Origin of the sequence: Arthrobacter sp. NamB2, from assembly GCF_005281365.1 — a bacterium.
Lineage (GTDB): Bacteria > Actinomycetota > Actinomycetes > Actinomycetales > Micrococcaceae > Arthrobacter_D.
This window is the reverse complement of sequence record NZ_SZWI01000001.1, coordinates 764,126-780,049: the sequence shown is the minus strand read 5'-3', so window position 1 is coordinate 780,049 and position 15,924 is coordinate 764,126. Positions and strand designations below refer to the sequence as shown.

The following is a 15,924-nucleotide window of genomic DNA, read 5'->3' as shown; positions in this document are numbered from 1 at the left end:
TCGCCTACTTCCCCAGGAGCGTGCGGGCTTCGCCGACGACCGTGATGGAACCGGTCACGAGGATGCCTCCCGCAAGGTCATTGTTCTCCTCCGCCTTCATCACTGCCCACTCGAGGGCGTCGTCGAGGCTCGGGGCGATGTTGATGTTCTCCTCCGCGAAACCGGCCGAGAGCGCGGCCTGCAGGAGGTCCGCTGCCGGGACGGACCTGGGCGACGTCGACTGCGTGAGGCAGACGTCCTCCAGGATGCCCCCGAGCTCTTCGTGCAACTCCGCGAGGATCCCCTCCGCATCCTTGTCCTGCAGGACCCCGATGACCAGCACGAGCCTGCTGAAGTCGAAGGCCTCGTGGATCCCCTTCGCCGCGGCACGGGCCCCTGCCGGATTGTGTGCTGCGTCCACGACGATGCTCGGGGCGGTACGGACCACCTCGAGGCGACCGGGAGAGGTGACGGCACGCAGGCCGTTGCGCACGAGCACCGTGTCGAGCTCGCGTTCCCCGCCGCGCAGAAAAGCCTCCACCGCCGCGACGGCCACGGCGGCGTTCTCCGCCTGGTGCTCGCCGTGCAGGGGCACCAGCAGTTCGCCGTAGCGGCCGGCAAGTCCGGTAAGCGACACCACCTGGCCCCCGACGGCGACCGTACGGGACTCGACACCGAACTCGACGCCTTCGAACCGGAACTCCGCGCCCACCTCGCGGGCACGCTCGAGGAGCACCTGGGCAGCATCGCGCGGCTGGATCGCGCTGATGAGGAAGGAGCCCGGCTTGATGATGCCGGCCTTCTCCAGGGCGATGTCCTCGACCGTGTCCCCGAGCAGGTCCGTGTGGTCCAGGGAGATCGGCGTCACCACGGCCACCTGCCCGTTCCCGACGTTCGTGGCGTCCGTGATGCCCCCGAGCCCGACCTCGATCACGCCGACGTCGATGGGCTCGTCGGCGAAGATGGCGAACGCGAGGATGGTGACGCACTCGAAGTAGGTCAGGCGTGGTTCGCCGGCGACCAGCAGTTCGCCGTCGACGATGTCGAGGTAGGGCTTGATCTCGTCCCACACCCGCACGAACGTCTCATCCGCGACGGGCTCACCGTCGATGCTGATGCGCTCCGTGACACGGGAGAGGTGCGGGCTCGTGAAGCGGCCCGTCCGCAGGTCGTGCGCCAGCAGCAGGTTCTCGATCATGCGCGCCGTCGACGTCTTGCCGTTGGTACCCGTGATGTGGATGATCGGGAACGCCTTGTTCGGTTCACCGAGGATCTCCATGGCCCGATGCAGCGGAGCCATCCGGGGCTCCATCCTGTTCTCGGGCGCGCGGCTGAGCAGTTCGGCGTAGACGCTCTCGACCGAGAATCCGTCCAGCGCGGCTCCTCCCTCAGTGCCCGTACCGTTCGTGTCATCCATGCTGCTGCTCCTGCTTTCCGACGGTGATGCTGAATTCGTTGCCCGCGTCCTCGACGGCGGTGATGCTGAGCTCCACGGTCAGGGTCTCCGCCCTGATGAGGTCCGCGTTCGCCTCCAGCGCCGGAACCTGGTCCGGTGCGACACCGATCGTCGTGCTGATGCGGTCGCTGATGTCGAGGTCCGCGTCCCGGCGGGCCTGCTGGATCGCACGGATGGCGTCGCGCGCCGTGCCCTCCGCCGCGAGTTCGTCCGTGACCTCCGTGTCGAGGACGAGGAACCCGCCGCCCGGCAGTACCGTGACGGCCTTCGAGGCCGCGTCGTTTCCCTCCACCACGGTGTCCAGCGTGTACTCGTGGGGCTCGAGCGCCAGGCCACCGGCGGTGACGGCGCCGTCGTCGTCCACGTGCCAGTCGCCCGACTTCGACGCCTTGATCGCGGTCTGCACGTTCTTGCCGAGGCGGGGCCCCGCCGCCCGAGCGTTGACCACGAGGCGCTGCGAGATGCCGAACTCGGCAGGCTCGGCGTCGGCCGAGTCGACCAGCCGGACGCCCTTGAGGTTGAGCTCGTCGGCGATGATCGAGGAGTACTGTCCTGCGAGGTCGGCGGCGCCGGGGGCGACGATGGTCAGTTCCCTGAGCGGCAGCCTCACCCTGAGGTTCGCAGCCTTCCGGAGGCTGGAGCCGACGGAGCACACCTGCCGCGTGCGGTCCATCTGCTCCACGAGGTCGGGAGCAGCGGGGAACGACGCGGTGTCCGGCCAGTCGGTGAGGTGGACGGACCGTCCTCCCGTGAGTCCTCGCCAGATCTCCTCGGTGACGAGGGGAAGCAGCGGCGCTGCGACGCGGCAGACCGCTTCGAGGCAGGTGTACAGGACGTCGAACGCGTCGGTGTCCTCGTCGAAGAAGCGCTGGCGGCTCCGACGGACGTACCAGTTGGTGAGCGTGTCCAGATAGCGCCGCAGGGACTCACAGGCGTCGCTGATGGTGAAGGCATCGAGGGACTCCGTGAGATCGCGCACGAGGTTGCCGGTGTTCGCCAGGATGTAGCGGTCGATTGGCTCCTTGAGCTGCGCTGCCGCCTCGGGCGTCACGGTCTTCGCCTCGTAGCCCTCGCCGCCGTCGGCCGCATTGGTGTAGAGGCTGAAGAAGTGCCAGACGTTCCACAGCGGCAGGATGACCTGGCGAACGCCCTCCCGGATGCCCTGCTCGGTCACCACGAGGTTGCCGCCCCGCAGGATGGGCGACGCCATCAGGAACCACCGCATGGCATCCGAGCCGTCGCGATCGAAGACCTCGGACACATCCGGGTAGTTCCGCAGGCTCTTCGACATCTTCTGGCCGTCGGAGCCGAGGACGATGCCATGGCTGATGACGTTGCGGAAAGCGGGTCGGTCGAACAGCGCCGTCGACAGGATGTGCAGCATGTAGAACCAGCCGCGCGTCTGGCCGATGTACTCGACGATGAAGTCGGCCGGGTTGTGGGTGTCGAACCACTGCTCGTTCTCGAACGGGTAGTGCACCTGGCCGTACGGCATCGAGCCGGAGTCGAACCACACGTCGAGCACGTCCTCGACGCGGCGCATCGTCGACTGTCCGGTCGGGTCGTCGGGATTGGGCCGCGTGAGCTCGTCGATGAACGGGCGGTGCAGGTCGACCTCGCCCTGCTTGTTCACCGGCAGCCGCCCGAAGTCCGCCTGCAACTCCGCGAGCGAACCGTAGACGTCGGTGCGCGGGTACTCGGGATTGTCGGACTGCCACACGGGGATGGGACTGCCCCAGAAGCGGTTGCGGCTGATGGACCAGTCACGCGCGTTGGAGAGCCACTTCCCGAACTGGCCGTCCTTGACGTTGCCGGGGATCCACGTGATGTCCTGGTTCAGCTCCACCATGCGGTCGCGGATCTTGGTGACCTCGACGTACCACGAGGACACTGCGCGGTAGATAAGCGGATTGCGGCATCGCCAGCAGTGCGGGTAGCTGTGGACGTAGCTCGCCTGGCGCACCAGTCGGCCCTCGGATTTGAGCACGCGCGTGATATGCCTGTTCGCCTCGAAGACCTGCAGCCCGACGATCTCCGCGAGGGGCCCCTTGCCGAACATCGGCAGGAACTTCGCACCCTCGTCGACCGAGAGGATCACCTGGATGCCGGCTTCCTCGCAGACCTTCTGGTCCTCCTCGCCGTACGCGGGTGCCTGGTGGACGAGGCCGGTGCCGTCCGTGGTCGTGACGTAGTCCGCCACGAGGATGCGGAAGGCGTTGCGGTAGCCGCCCTCCTCCGGATCGGCGAGGTAGTCCCACAGCGGCCGGTAGGCGAGTCCTTCCAGCTCGGTGCCCAGGTGCCGGGACGTGACGGCCTCGCGCGCTGCGGCGGCGTCCGCGAAGCCGAGGTCCTTGGCATAGTTTCCCAGCAGGTCCTCGGCGATCAGGAAGCGGCCGGCCTCACCGTCGCGCTCCCCATCGAGGACGACGTAGGTGATGTCGGGCCCGACGGCGAGCGCCGCGTTGGTGGGCAGCGTCCACGGCGTCGTGGTCCATGCGAGGGCCTGAACGCCGTTGAGGTCCCTCGAGAGGGCCGACTCGCCGGCGAGGATCGGGAAGGTCACCGTGACGGTCTGGTCCTGGCGGTCCTGGTAGACGTCCTCGTCCATCCGGAGTTCGTGGTTGGAGAGCGGCGTCTCGTCGTTCCAGCAGTACGGCAGCACGCGGTAGCCGTTGTAGGTCAGCCCCTTGTCGTGGAGGGTCTTGAACGCCCAGAGGACGGACTCCATGTATTCGGGGTTGAGGGTCTTGTAGTCGTTGTCGAAGTCCACCCAGCGCGCCTGGCGTGTCACGTAGTCGCGCCACTCCCCCGCGTACTTCATGACGGAGGCCCGGGCGGCGTCGTTGAAGTTGTCGATGCCCATCGCGAGGATCTGCTGCTTGTCGGTCATGCCGAGCTGCTTCATGGCCTCGAGTTCGGCGGGCAGCCCGTGCGTGTCCCACCCGAAGCGCCGCTCCACGCGGTGGCCGCGCTGCGTCTGGTACCGGCCGACGAGGTCCTTGGCGTATCCCGTCAGGAGGTGGCCGTAGTGCGGCAGGCCATTGGCGAACGGGGGTCCGTCGTAGAAGACGAACTCGTTGGAGCCGTCCACTCCCGGATCCCGCGCGTCGATGGAGGCCTGGAACGTGCCGTCCTCCTGCCAGTAGCGCAGGATGCGTTCCTCGAGCTCGGGGAAACGCGGCGAGGCGCTGGTTCCCGAGGAACGTCCGTCATCGTCGGGCGACACTGCTTTGGGGTAGATCTGCGGCATGACTCTCATCCTGTGTACGGCGGCGTCGGGTGGTGCAGGAATCCTGCCGTGAGGACGGGCGCCCGTTCCGCCTGCCGCCGGTTGCCTGACCGGCCGCAGGGGTTCTGGACCCGCGGTACCACCTCACTTGCCGCCGTCGTCCGCCGCGCACCTGCTGCCAGGACGCGACGATCGGGGCTGCCGCTCGTTCGCAGGCTGTGACGGGCCGCCCCGTCCGGTTCTACGGGCCGCCCGCGAGGGGATGGGCCTTTCTTCCGGAAGCTCGCCGGTGATTGCCGGGTCGATGCTGATGCCCCAAGTCTAGCCCCGGCGCGAAATCGTTGTCGAAAGCGCGACGGCACTGCCGACAGCGGCACCCGCACGGCGGCGCCGCTGGGAGGGACGCGGAAAAGCGTTGTGGTCGGAGCTGGGGCTTGGCAGGGTGGGAAGCATCCGATAGCAACAGGACGGACCCTGCATGCCTCCCTCTACCCTTCCCACCGCGTCCGCGCTGGATACCGCGCGGCTGCTGCTGGGCGTCTTCCTGCCCACCGTCGCCAAGGGACCCATCATCAGGCGGCCGCGCGTCGTCGGGCTCGCGGCCCGCCTCGAGCTCGATGCGAAGGCCGTCGACATCGTCAGGAGGGTCCACGCCAAGTACCCGTCGGGCCCCCTGATGCTGAAACTGCCGATCCGCAAGCAGGCGGTGATCCTGGCGCCCGACGACGTCACCACCGTCCTGGCCCGGTCACCCGAGCCGTTCTCGCCCGCGACCAGCGAGAAGAAAGCGGCACTGTCGCACTTCCAGCCCGCCAACGTCCTGATCTCGCGGGGTTCCGTGCGCACGGTGCGCCGCGCCCTCCAGGAGCAGGTCCTCGACACCGGCCATCCGGTGCACCACCTCGCCGACCGGTTCGTCCCCATCGTCGAGGAGGAGATGCAGCAGCTGCTCGCCGACGCCGCGAGCAGCGGCTCGCTGCCCTGGGACGACTTCCTCGACGCGTGGTACCGCGTGGTGCGCCGCGTGGTCTTCGGCGACCACGCACGGCACGACAAGGAACTCACGGCAATGGTGATCCGCCTGCGGAAGGACGGCAACTGGGCCTTCCTCAGACCGGTGCGGAGAAGGACGCGCGCGCGGTTCCTCCAGCGCATCTCCGACGAGCTGGCGAACGCGGAGCCCGGGAGCCTCGCGGCCGTCCTGGCGGCAGCACCCATGGGGGACGGCGCCGAGCCCTCGCAGCAGGTGCCCCAGTGGCTCTTCGCCTTCGATCCGGCAGGAATGGCGACCTTCCGCACCCTGGCCGTCCTCGCGACCCACGACGAAGCGATGGCGACGGCGAGACGCGAGGTCGATGGCGACACCTCCGGACGGCGGTTCCTGCCCTACCTGCGGGCGAGCGTCCTCGAGTCCCTGCGCCTGTGGCCCACGACGCCGATGATCCTCCGCCAGACCACCGCGCCCGTCGAGTGGGACCACGGAGTGATGCCGGCGCAGTGCGGCATCCTCATCTACTCGCCCTACTTCCACAGGGATGACCGGTCCCTGCGCAACGCGCACGGCTTGCGGCCGGAACGCTGGCTCACCGACGAGGACGACGGCTGGCCGCTCGTCCCGTTCAGCGACGGACCGGTGGTCTGCCCTGGCAAGCAGTTGGTGCTGCTCCTGACGAGTGCGGCGCTGGCCTCATTGGTCAGCGGGAACGACGTCGAGCTCGCCCAGGGTCAGATCCTCGACCCGTCACGACCGCTGCCCGGCACGATGGACAATTACTCGGTGCGCCTCGTCGTGTCCCCGCGGGCGCCATGACCGCTACTGCGGGAAGCGCAGCACCTTGTGGTTCGCCGCCTGGGCAAGGGGCCGGAGCACGAGCTGGTCGATGTTCATGCGGTGGGGCGCGTTGAGGGTGAACGCGACGGCGGCGGCGACGTCGTCCGCGGTGAGCGGGTGTGCCACGCCCTCGTAGACCTTGTCGGCGGCGCCCTGGTCACCGCCGAGCCGGTTGAGTGAGAACTCCTCGGTGTGCACCATGCCCGGGGACACCTCGATGACTCGGATGTTGTGCTCCGCTTCCTCGAGCCGCAGCGAGCGTGCCATGGACTCCTGGGCTGCCTTGACCCCGCAGTATCCCGCACCGCCCTCGTAGGCCGCGAGCGCCGCGGTGGAGGTGAGGAACAGGACGCTGCCCTGGCCGCCGCCGCGCAATGCAGGCAGAAGCGCGCGGGTCATCCGCAGGGAGCCGAGCACGTTCACGTTGTACATCCACTCCCAGTCCTCGGTCCTCGCCTCGGCGACACGTTCGGTGCCGAACGCCCCGCCCGCGTTGTTCACCAGAGCGTGGACTGGGCCGGCCGCCGCGACCTCTGCGGCGAAGGCGTCGACGGAGACCTGGTCCGTGACGTCCAGGACCATCGGAACCGCGCCGGTCTCCTCGGCGAGGGCCTCCAGGCGGTCGACGCGCCGGGCTGCGGCGACGACGTCCCAGCCGGCCCGGCGCAGGGCGCGCACCGTGGCCGCGCCGATTCCGGAACTGGCTCCCGTGACGACGGCACGGAGGGCGGAGGGGGCTGGTGTCACGGGTGCGCCGAGCTGGGCGGGAGTCTGGGTCATGGAGCCACTGTAGCGATGGGGCGCGGACGCGCGCGTAAGGTCCGGTCATTGACCATCGGGTGGCAGGGCATCCCCGAGCGCACCGCAGGCGGTGTCAGTACCTGTTCAACCGGTCGATGAACTCGTCGGCGCGGGCGAGGGTCTGCACCAGCTTCTCCCGCCGTTCCGCAGCCGAGGCGCGAAAGGCGTCGAGGGACGCGCGGAGCAGCTCCCTGCGGTCAGGGTCCGTCTCCGTGTCCCACTGGTCCGTGACGTCCAGGAGGGCCTGCATCTCCTCGAGCGAGAACCCGAGGGGTTTCATCCTGCGGATGAGCAGCAGGCGCTCGACGTCGTCCTCCGTATACAGCCGGAATCCCCCCTCGGAGCGCGACGAGGGGGGCAGGATGCCGACCTCGTCGTAGTGGCGGATGGTCCGCAGGGACAATCCGGTCCGTTCGGCGAGTTCTCCGATGTGCATGGTCTGCATCACCCCATCATCCTGCTTCACACCGGCCCTCCTCGTCGTGACAACCCTACCGTTACGTTAGAGTTGATTCTGGCGCCGGCCTAGGCGGGCGCGCTCCCTGCACAGCAGCAGCCATCGTCCCGCGGCGCTCCGACGCCGGCACGACGCAGCCCCGCACCCCGAGGACAGACCATGACGACCACTCCACGGACTCCCACCGACCCTGCTGCCCTGACCCCGGTCGAGCGGCAGTCCGTCGCCCGGACGCTGAAGGACGCGCGACTCCTGAAGACGGAAGTCCTCGCCGGGCTCGTCGTCGCACTGGCCCTCATCCCCGAGGCGATCGCCTTCTCGATCATCGCCGGAGTCGATCCACGCCTGGGTCTGTTCGCGTCCTTCACGATGGCGGTCTCCATCGCGTTCCTCGGTGGCCGCCCCGCCATGATCTCGGCCGCCACCGGAGCCGTCGCCCTCGTCATCGCACCCTTGGTTGCCAGCCACGGCGTCGATTACTTCATCGCCGCGGTCATCCTCGGCGGGGTCTTCCAGGTCATCCTCGGTCTCGCAGGCGTCGCACGGCTCATGCGGTTCATCCCCCGCTCCGTCATGGTCGGCTTCGTCAACGCGCTGGCCATCCTGATCTTCATGTCCCAGGTGCCCGAGCTCATCGGTGTTCCGTGGCTGGTCTACCCGATGGTCGCCGTCGGACTGGTGATCGTCTTCGGCCTGCCCCGCCTGACGAAGGCGGTCCCGGCACCCCTGGTGGCCATCGTCGTCCTGACCGTGTTCGCGGTCCTCGCCAACGTTCTCGTACCCACCGTCGGGGACAAGGGCGAACTGCCGGAGAGCCTCCCGTCGCTGTTCTTCCCGAACGTGCCGCTGAACCTCGAGACACTGCAGATCATCGCTCCGTTCGCCCTCGCGCTGGCAGCGGTCGGGCTGCTCGAATCCCTCATGACCGCCAAGCTCGTCGACGACATCACCGACACCCGATCGAACAAGACCCGCGAGTCCTGGGGTCAGGGAGCCGCGAACATCATCACCGGCCTGTTCGGCGGCATGGGCGGCTGCGCCATGATCGGCCAGACGATGATCAACGTGAAGGCCTCCGGGGCGCGCACGCGCATCTCGACCTTCCTGGCCGGCGTCTTCCTGCTCATCCTCGTCGTCGCCCTCGGGGACATCGTGGCACTCATCCCCATGGCGGCCCTCGTGGCCGTCATGATCTTCGTGTCCATCGCCACCTTCGACTGGCACAGCATCCGGCCGACGACCCTCCAGCGAATGCCCAGGAGCGAGACCACGGTCATGCTCGCCACCGTCGTCGTGACGGTCTGGACCCACAACCTCGCCATCGGCGTCGGCGTGGGCGTCCTCGTCGCGATGGTCGCCTTCGCACGCCGCGTCGCGCACTTCGTCACGGTCGAACGGACCGAGGACACCGTGGACGGTGACCGCCACGCCACGTACACCGTGGACGGGGAGCTGTTCTTCGCGTCCTCCAACGACCTCTACACCCAGTTCGAGTACGCCACCGACCCCCACCGCGTCACGATCGACCTGCACGGTTCACACCTGTGGGATGCCTCGACCATCGCCGCCCTCGACGCCATCCAGGAGAAGTACCGCACCCACGGCACCGACGTGAAGATCGTCGGCCTCAACGAAGCCTCGTCGAGGATGCGCGAACGCCTCGGCGGGAAACTCGGTGCGGGCCACTGACGTCCGGAACGTCATCGTCCCGCCGTAGGGAACAATGGGGGCATGGCCGACACGACCCAGGGCACAGACACGCCCTCCTCCCAGTCCGTTTCCGTTCCCGACAAGCCCGCCCTCGAGGGGCTCGAAGAGAGGCTGTCCCGCCAGTGGCGCGAGGACGGCACCTATGCCTTCGACCGCGACACGACGCGCGGCGCGGTCTATTCGATCGATACTCCCCCGCCAACGGCGTCCGGGTCCCTTCACGTCGGGCACATGTTCTCCTACACCCAGACGGACGTCATGGCCCGTTTCAAGAGGATGAGGGGCGCGAACGTCTTCTATCCGATGGGCTGGGACGACAACGGGCTCCCGACCGAGCGCAGGGTCCAGAACTACTACGGGGTCCGCTGCGATCCCAGCGTCGCCTACGACCCCGACTACCGGCCGCCCGCCGAGCCGCCCAAGAACCAGCGCGACTTCGACGCCGTATCCCGCCGCACCTTCATCGAGCTCTGCGAGGAGCTGGCCGTCGAGGACGAAAAGGTCTTCGAGAACCTCTTCAGCACGCTCGGGCTCTCCGTGGACTGGAACCTGACCTACCGCACCATCGACGACACCTCGCGTGCCGTCTCGCAGCGGGCCTTCCTCGAGAACCTGCGGGCGGGCGACGCCTACCTCGCCGAAGCTCCGACGCTGTGGGACGTCACCTTCCGCACGGCTGTCGCTCAGGCCGAACTCGAGGATCGCGAGCAGCCCGGGGCATACCACCGCATCGCCTTCCACGGCGCAGGTGGCGAACAGATCCACATCGAGACCACCCGACCCGAACTCCTGCCGGCGTGCGTGGCCCTCGTTGCCCACCCCGACGACGAGCGCTACAAGCCGCTCTTCGGCACCACCGTGACGTCACCCCTGTTCGACGTCGAGGTGGAGGTCAAGGCACACCCCCTCGCCAAGCCGGACAAGGGCAGCGGCATCGCCATGATCTGCACCTTCGGTGATCTGACGGACGTCACCTGGTGGCGCGAACTGCAGCTGCCGACGCGAGCCGTCGTCGGTCGCGACGGCAGGATCCGCTCCGAGACGCCCGAATGGATCGCCACCGACCGAGCGCGCGAGAACTACGCGCAGGTGGCCGGCAAGACGATCTTCAGCGCCAAGGAGGCCGTCGTCGCCCTGCTGCGCGACAGTGGCGACCTGGACGGCGAACCGAAGAAGATCATGCACCCGGTCAACTTCTACGAGAAGGGCGACAAGCCCCTCGAAGTGGTCACGAGCCGCCAGTGGTACATCCGCAACGGCGGGCGCGACGCCGGCAAGCGGGACGCCCTGATCCAGCGCGGGCGCGAGATCGAGTTCCACCCGTCCTTCATGCGCTCGCGCTACGAGAACTGGATCGAGGGCCTGAACGGCGACTGGCTCGTCTCGCGACAGCGGTTCTTCGGCGTGCCCGTACCCGTCTGGTACCGCCTGGACGCCGACGGCGAACCGGAGTACGACGACCCCATCCTCCCTGCCACGGAGTCGCTCCCGGTCGACCCTGCCGCCGATCCCGCTCCCGGCTTCGACGAGTCGGCCCGCAACCAGCCGAACGGTTTCATCGGGGACAACGACGTGCTGGACACCTGGGCGACGTCGTCCCTCACGCCGCAGATCGTCGGCGGCTGGGGCCGCGACGAGGACCTGTTCGCAAAGGTCTTCCCCTTCGACCTCCGCCCCCAGGGCCACGACATCATCCGCACCTGGCTCTTCTCGACCGCCGTGCGCGCAGACGCCCTGCAGGACTCCGTGCCGTGGAAGCACGCAGCCCTCTCGGGATGGATCCTCGACCCGGACCGCAAGAAGATGTCGAAGTCGAAGGGCAACGTGGTGGTCCCGACGGATGTCCTGGAACAGTTCGGCGCTGACGCCGTCCGTTACTGGGCCGCTTCGGCGAAACTCGGTGCGGACACCGCCTACGAGATCAACCAGATGAAGATCGGCCGCCGCCTGGCCATCAAGCTGCTGAACGCCTCCAAGTTCGTCCTGAACCTCGGCGTCACCGAGGCGTCCGTCGGCGAAGGCGCACTCGGCCGTGTCTCGAACGCCCTGGACCTCTCGCTGCTCGCTCAGCTGCGTACCGTGACCGAGCAGGCGACGGCCGCCTTCGAGAAGTACGACTACGCCCGGGCCCTGCAGCTCTCGGAGTCCTTCTTCTGGACCTTCACGGACGACTACGTGGAACTGGTCAAGGACCGGGCCTACGGCGACGCGGGCGACCCGGAGACGCAGTCCGTCCAGACGACCCTGGCCACGACCCTCGACGCCCTGCTGCGCCTCTTCGCACCGTTCCTCCCGTTCGCGACGGAAGAGGTCTGGAGCTGGTGGCGCCAGGATTCGGTGCACCGGGCAGCATGGCCGAGCGCCGAAGCTCTGGGGGCGCTGCCGGGCACGGCCGACCCCCACGTCCTGACCTCCGTCGCCCTGGCGCTGGGCGGCATCCGGAAGGCGAAGTCCGAGGCGAAGGTCAAACAGCGCACCGAGGTGGAGACCGCCGTCGTGACGGCGCCGGCTGCCCAGGTGGAGCAGGTGCGCGCGGGCCTGGCCGACCTGCTCGCGGCGGGCAATGCGAGGGACCTCCAGCTCGCGGAGGGCGACGGCGCCCTGAGCGTCTCCGCCGTGCACCTGGTCCCCCAGCCGGTCGAGTAGTTCTCCGCGCAGTCCAGTAGTGCCCCGCACAGGGAAGGGACCCACCGATCGGTGGGTCCCTTCTCTGTCCTGCGCGGGCTACGGCGGGCTACGGCGGGCTACGGTGGGATCCGCAGTCCAGGGCCGGGTCCTAGTCGAACGTCGGTCGTTCTGTCCGGGAGCGCTTCAGCTCGAAGAACTCCGGGAACTCCGCCAACAGCACCGCGCCGTCGAAGATGCGGCCTGCCTCCTCGCCGCGGGGGATCCTCGTCAGGACCGGTCCGAAGAATGCCGTCCCGTTGAAAGCTACGACGGGCGTTCCCACCTCGTCGCCGACGCGGTCAATGCCGTCCTTATGGGAGGCACGGAGCTGCTCGTCGTATTCGTCGGAATGGGCGTATCGCGCGAGGTCCGAGGGCAGACCCACTTCCTGGAGCGATTCACGGATGACCGCGTCGAAGTCCTTGTTCTGGCCGATGTGGATGCGGGTACCCATCGCGTCGTACAGCTTCTTGATGTACTCCTCGCCGTGGAGCTCGCGGGCGGCGATGATGACGCGGACGGGTCCCCAGCCCTGCAGCATCATGGCCTGATACTCCTCCGGCAGGTCCCGTCCCTCGTTGAGGACGGAGAGGCTCATCACATGCCAGTCCACGGAGATGTCGCGGACCTGCTCCACCTCCCCGATCCAGCGCGAGGTGATCCATGCGAAGGGGCACAGGGGATCGAACCAGAAATCAGCTTTCTCGACGGTAGTGGACTCGCTCATGCGGTACTCCTTGCGACGTTGGGAGGCCGAGGCCTTTTCCGGTGCAACCGTGCCCGTCACCGGCCTATTCCGCTCGGATTGGTGCCCTGCGCACCGAGACGGTGTAATGGAGGAACACGACCAGTCGACGATGCCTGGCGCTATCCCTGCGTCGCCATCGGGCTGGATGAGTTCGCACCGGCGCTCCCGGTGCTCGAAGGGACGCAGTCTTGCAGCACCACCGGACCGAGAACGCCCACACCCACGACACCTGGCTCGAACGCGAGGCGCTCGCAGAGGCCATGATCCCGATCATCGGGCACCTGTACCGCACCAACAACGTGGTGACGAGCATCCATGGACGCAGCCTCATCAACAAGTCCACGATGAACATCCTCAAGGCGCACCGCTTCGCCCGCCGCATCACCACCGAGGAACTCCGCCTCGAGGACACAGCTCCCCTGCTCCGGGTCCTGGCCGATCTAGACCTCGGCGCCGCCGCCATCGACATCGGGCGCCTCCGTCTCGCCTACGACCGGGCATTCGCCGCCGGTGACGAGAAGACACTGGAGGAATTCCTGCGCAGCGAGCTCGCCGACATCGTCGGTCAGGGCGGACGGGACGAGCGCACCAGCACCGACGTCGTCCTCTACGGCTTCGGCCGGATCGGTCGCCTCGTCGCCCGGCTGCTCATCGAGAAGGCCGGCGGCGGGCACGGGCTCCGCCTGCGCGCGGTCGTCGTCCGCCGCGGATCGGCCAACGACCTCAGCAAGCGCGCCAGCCTGCTCCGCCGGGACTCCGTCCACGGATCCTTCGAGGGCACCACCCAGGTCGACGAAGCCACGAATACGATCACCGCCAACGGCACCTGCATCCAGGTCATCTACTCCGACGACCCCGCCACCATCGACTACACCGCCTACGGCATCACCGACGCCCTCGTCGTCGACAACACCGGCCGCTGGCGTGACGAGGAGGGCCTCTCCCAGCACCTCAGGAGTACCGGGGTCGCCAAGGTCCTCCTCACGGCACCCGGCAAGGGAGCCCTGAAGAACATCGTCCACGGGATCAACCACGCCACCATCGAGGACAGCGACAGGATCATCACCGCTGCCTCCTGCACCACCAATGCCATCACCCCTGTCCTGAAAGCGATCAACGACCGCTACGGAGTCGTCCACGGCCACGTCGAGACCGTGCATTCCTTCACGAACGACCAGAACCTCATCGACAACTTCCACAAGGGTGACCGCCGCGGCCGCTCCGCCGCCCTGAACATGGTGCTCACGGAGACGGGAGCAGCCACAGCCGTGGCCAAGGCCCTGCCCGAACTGGCCGGCAAGCTCACCGGGAGCTCGATCCGCGTCCCGACGCCCGACGTCTCCATCGCCATCCTCAACCTCACTCTGGAGGCAGGGACCACGAAGGAGGAGGTCAACGAGTACCTCCGCGAGATGTCCCTGCACTCCGGCATGCGCAAGCAGGTCGACTACATCGACAGCCCCGAGGTCGTCTCCACCGACTTCGTCGGCTCACGCCGTGCGGGCATCGTCGACGGACTCGCGACCATCGCCGACGGCGTGCACCTCGTGCTGTACGTCTGGTACGACAACGAATTCGGCTACAGCTGCCAGGTTGTGCGCGTCATGGAGGAGATGGCCGCCGTCCACCCGCCGTCCTACCCTGCGGCCGATACCAGCGCGCCGGTGGCAGCGAGCGTCTGACACTGCCGCCGATGCAGGAGGGGCCCGGCCAGACGGCCGGGCCCCTCCTCATCCGCGCGTCAGGCGGACTTGTTGCGACGCTTTGCAACCACCTCGTGCGAGATGAGCGTTGGCTCGGCGCGCTTGGCGACGACGTCGTCCGTGATGACGACCGTGGCGATGTCCTCCCGGCTGGGGAGATCGAACATCACCGGCAGGAGTACCTCTTCCATGATCGCCCGCAGGCCTCGTGCACCTGTCCCGCGATCGAGGGCGAGATCCGCGATCGCTTCGAGCGCTTTGGGCTCGAAGACGAGTTCGACGCCGTCGAGCAGGAACATCTTCTGGTACTGCTTCATCAGGGCGTTCTTCGGCTCCGTCAGGATCTGCATGAGAGCAGGACGGTCCAGGTGCGTGACGGTGGTGATGACCGGAAGTCGTCCGATGAACTCGGGAATCAGGCCGAACTTCAGCAGGTCCTCGGGCATGACGTCGCCGTAGCTCGCCTCCTCGTTCTTGAGGGAGCTGAGCGGCGCACCGAAACCGATGCCCTTGCGTCCGGCGCGTGATCCGATGATCTCCTCGAGTCCGGCGAAGGCTCCGGCGACGATGAAGAGGACGTTCGTGGTGTCGATCTGGATGAATTCCTGGTGGGGGTGCTTGCGCCCGCCCTGCGGCGGCACGGAGGCCACTGTTCCCTCGAGGATCTTCAGGAGTGCCTGCTGGACGCCCTCACCCGAGACGTCACGCGTGATCGAGGGGTTCTCGCTCTTGCGCGAGATCTTGTCGATCTCGTCGATGTAGATGATTCCCTGCTCGGCCTTCTTGACGTCGTAGTCCGCGGCCTGGATCAGTTTGAGCAGGATGTTCTCGACGTCCTCGCCGACGTACCCGGCTTCCGTCAGCGCAGTGGCGTCCGCGACGGCGAACGGGACGTTCAGCCGACGGGCCAGGGTCTGCGCGAGGTAGGTCTTGCCGCAACCGGTGGGGCCGATGAGCAGGATGTTCGACTTGGCGATCTCGACGTCTTCGGTCTCGGCGGCATCGGCGAGGGTACCGGCGGCACGCGGGCCGTTGCCCGACTGGATGCGCTTGTAGTGGTTGTACACGGCGACCGCTAGGGACCGCTTGGCAGGCTCCTGGCCCACGACGTATTCCTGCAGGAAGTCGAAGATCTCGCGGGGCTTGGGCAGCTCGAAGGTCCCGAGATCAGCCACCTCGGAGAGCTCTTCCTCGATGATCTCGTTGCACAGGTCGATGCACTCGTCGCAGATGTACACGCCGGGGCCTGCAATCAGCTTCCGGACCTGCTTCTGGCTTTTCCCACAGAAAGAGCACTTGAGTAGATCCGTGCTCTCACCAATGCGAGCCATGGTTCAATCCCC

At 67.6% G+C, this 15,924-nt stretch carries 10 protein-coding genes; 4 read left to right on the top strand and 6 right to left on the bottom strand.

Annotated features, from left to right (window positions below):
* Window positions 1-4: 4 nt before the first annotated feature.
* Together FDK12_RS03570 and ileS are read right to left on the bottom strand one after the other, a co-directional pair.
* Window positions 5-1,396, bottom strand: coding sequence for a bifunctional folylpolyglutamate synthase/dihydrofolate synthase (locus tag FDK12_RS03570; protein ID WP_137368203.1), 1,392 nt, complete (start codon window positions 1,394-1,396; stop codon window positions 5-7).
* Window positions 1,389-4,694, bottom strand: coding sequence for an isoleucine--tRNA ligase (ileS, locus tag FDK12_RS03565; protein WP_137368202.1), 3,306 nt, complete (start codon window positions 4,692-4,694; stop codon window positions 1,389-1,391). The genes FDK12_RS03570 and ileS overlap by 8 nt, the downstream gene beginning before the upstream one ends.
* 448 nt (window positions 4,695-5,142) lie before the next feature.
* Between ileS and FDK12_RS03560 the strand changes: the two genes are divergently transcribed.
* The gene (locus tag FDK12_RS03560; protein ID WP_137368201.1) at window positions 5,143-6,474 is read left to right on the top strand and encodes a cytochrome P450; all 1,332 of its coding nucleotides are present in this window, start codon (window positions 5,143-5,145) and stop codon (window positions 6,472-6,474) included.
* 3 nt (window positions 6,475-6,477) lie between these two features.
* Here FDK12_RS03560 and FDK12_RS03555 read toward each other — a convergent pair whose 3' ends face one another.
* Together FDK12_RS03555 and FDK12_RS03550 are read right to left on the bottom strand one after the other, a co-directional pair.
* On the bottom strand, window positions 6,478-7,275 hold the full coding sequence (locus tag FDK12_RS03555) for an SDR family oxidoreductase (protein ID WP_137368200.1): 798 nt from the start codon (window positions 7,273-7,275) through the stop codon (window positions 6,478-6,480).
* Window positions 7,276-7,369: 94 nt separating this feature from the next.
* Window positions 7,370-7,741 carry a MerR family transcriptional regulator gene (locus FDK12_RS03550; protein ID WP_137368307.1) on the bottom strand — a complete coding sequence of 124 codons (372 nt, stop codon included), beginning with the start codon at window positions 7,739-7,741 and terminating at the stop codon, window positions 7,370-7,372.
* A 171-nt stretch (window positions 7,742-7,912) separates the two neighbouring features.
* Here FDK12_RS03550 and FDK12_RS03545 point away from each other — a divergent pair, with 171 nt between their 5' ends.
* Both FDK12_RS03545 and valS read left to right on the top strand, forming a co-directional pair.
* Window positions 7,913-9,442 carry a SulP family inorganic anion transporter gene (locus tag FDK12_RS03545; RefSeq protein WP_137368199.1) on the top strand — a complete coding sequence of 510 codons (1,530 nt, stop codon included), beginning with the start codon at window positions 7,913-7,915 and terminating at the stop codon, window positions 9,440-9,442.
* A 42-nt stretch (window positions 9,443-9,484) separates the two neighbouring features.
* Window positions 9,485-12,109 (top strand): valine--tRNA ligase, encoded by a 2,625-nt coding sequence (valS, locus tag FDK12_RS03540; protein ID WP_137368198.1) that lies wholly within the window; start codon window positions 9,485-9,487, stop codon window positions 12,107-12,109.
* 130 nt (window positions 12,110-12,239) lie between these two features.
* On the opposite strand, the gene FDK12_RS03535 is transcribed toward valS, so the two are convergent.
* Window positions 12,240-12,857: a DsbA family protein gene (locus tag FDK12_RS03535; protein ID WP_137368197.1), complete on the bottom strand. Its 618-nt coding sequence runs from the start codon at window positions 12,855-12,857 to the stop codon at window positions 12,240-12,242.
* A 209-nt stretch (window positions 12,858-13,066) separates the two neighbouring features.
* Between FDK12_RS03535 and FDK12_RS03530 the strand changes: the two genes are divergently transcribed.
* Window positions 13,067-14,560, top strand: a complete 1,494-nt coding sequence (locus FDK12_RS03530; RefSeq protein WP_137368196.1) for a glyceraldehyde-3-phosphate dehydrogenase — start codon at window positions 13,067-13,069, stop codon at window positions 14,558-14,560.
* A 59-nt stretch (window positions 14,561-14,619) separates the two neighbouring features.
* Here FDK12_RS03530 and clpX read toward each other — a convergent pair whose 3' ends face one another.
* The gene (gene clpX, locus FDK12_RS03525; RefSeq protein ID WP_104118543.1) at window positions 14,620-15,912 is read right to left on the bottom strand and encodes an ATP-dependent Clp protease ATP-binding subunit ClpX; all 1,293 of its coding nucleotides are present in this window, start codon (window positions 15,910-15,912) and stop codon (window positions 14,620-14,622) included.
* Window positions 15,913-15,924 lie beyond the last annotated feature (12 nt).

Coding starts and splice junctions, on each gene's coding strand:
- FDK12_RS03570 (WP_137368203.1), bottom strand. CDS start 1,396: ATGGATGACACGAACGGTACGGGCACTGAGGGAGGAGCCGCGCTGGAC.
- ileS (WP_137368202.1), bottom strand. CDS start 4,694: ATGAGAGTCATGCCGCAGATCTACCCCAAAGCAGTGTCGCCCGACGAT.
- FDK12_RS03560 (WP_137368201.1), top strand. CDS start 5,143: ATGCCTCCCTCTACCCTTCCCACCGCGTCCGCGCTGGATACCGCGCGG.
- FDK12_RS03555 (WP_137368200.1), bottom strand. CDS start 7,275: ATGACCCAGACTCCCGCCCAGCTCGGCGCACCCGTGACACCAGCCCCC.
- FDK12_RS03550 (WP_137368307.1), bottom strand. CDS start 7,741: ATGCAGACCATGCACATCGGAGAACTCGCCGAACGGACCGGATTGTCC.
- FDK12_RS03545 (WP_137368199.1), top strand. CDS start 7,913: ATGACGACCACTCCACGGACTCCCACCGACCCTGCTGCCCTGACCCCG.
- valS (WP_137368198.1), top strand. CDS start 9,485: ATGGCCGACACGACCCAGGGCACAGACACGCCCTCCTCCCAGTCCGTT.
- FDK12_RS03535 (WP_137368197.1), bottom strand. CDS start 12,857: ATGAGCGAGTCCACTACCGTCGAGAAAGCTGATTTCTGGTTCGATCCC.
- clpX (WP_104118543.1), bottom strand. CDS start 15,912: ATGGCTCGCATTGGTGAGAGCACGGATCTACTCAAGTGCTCTTTCTGT.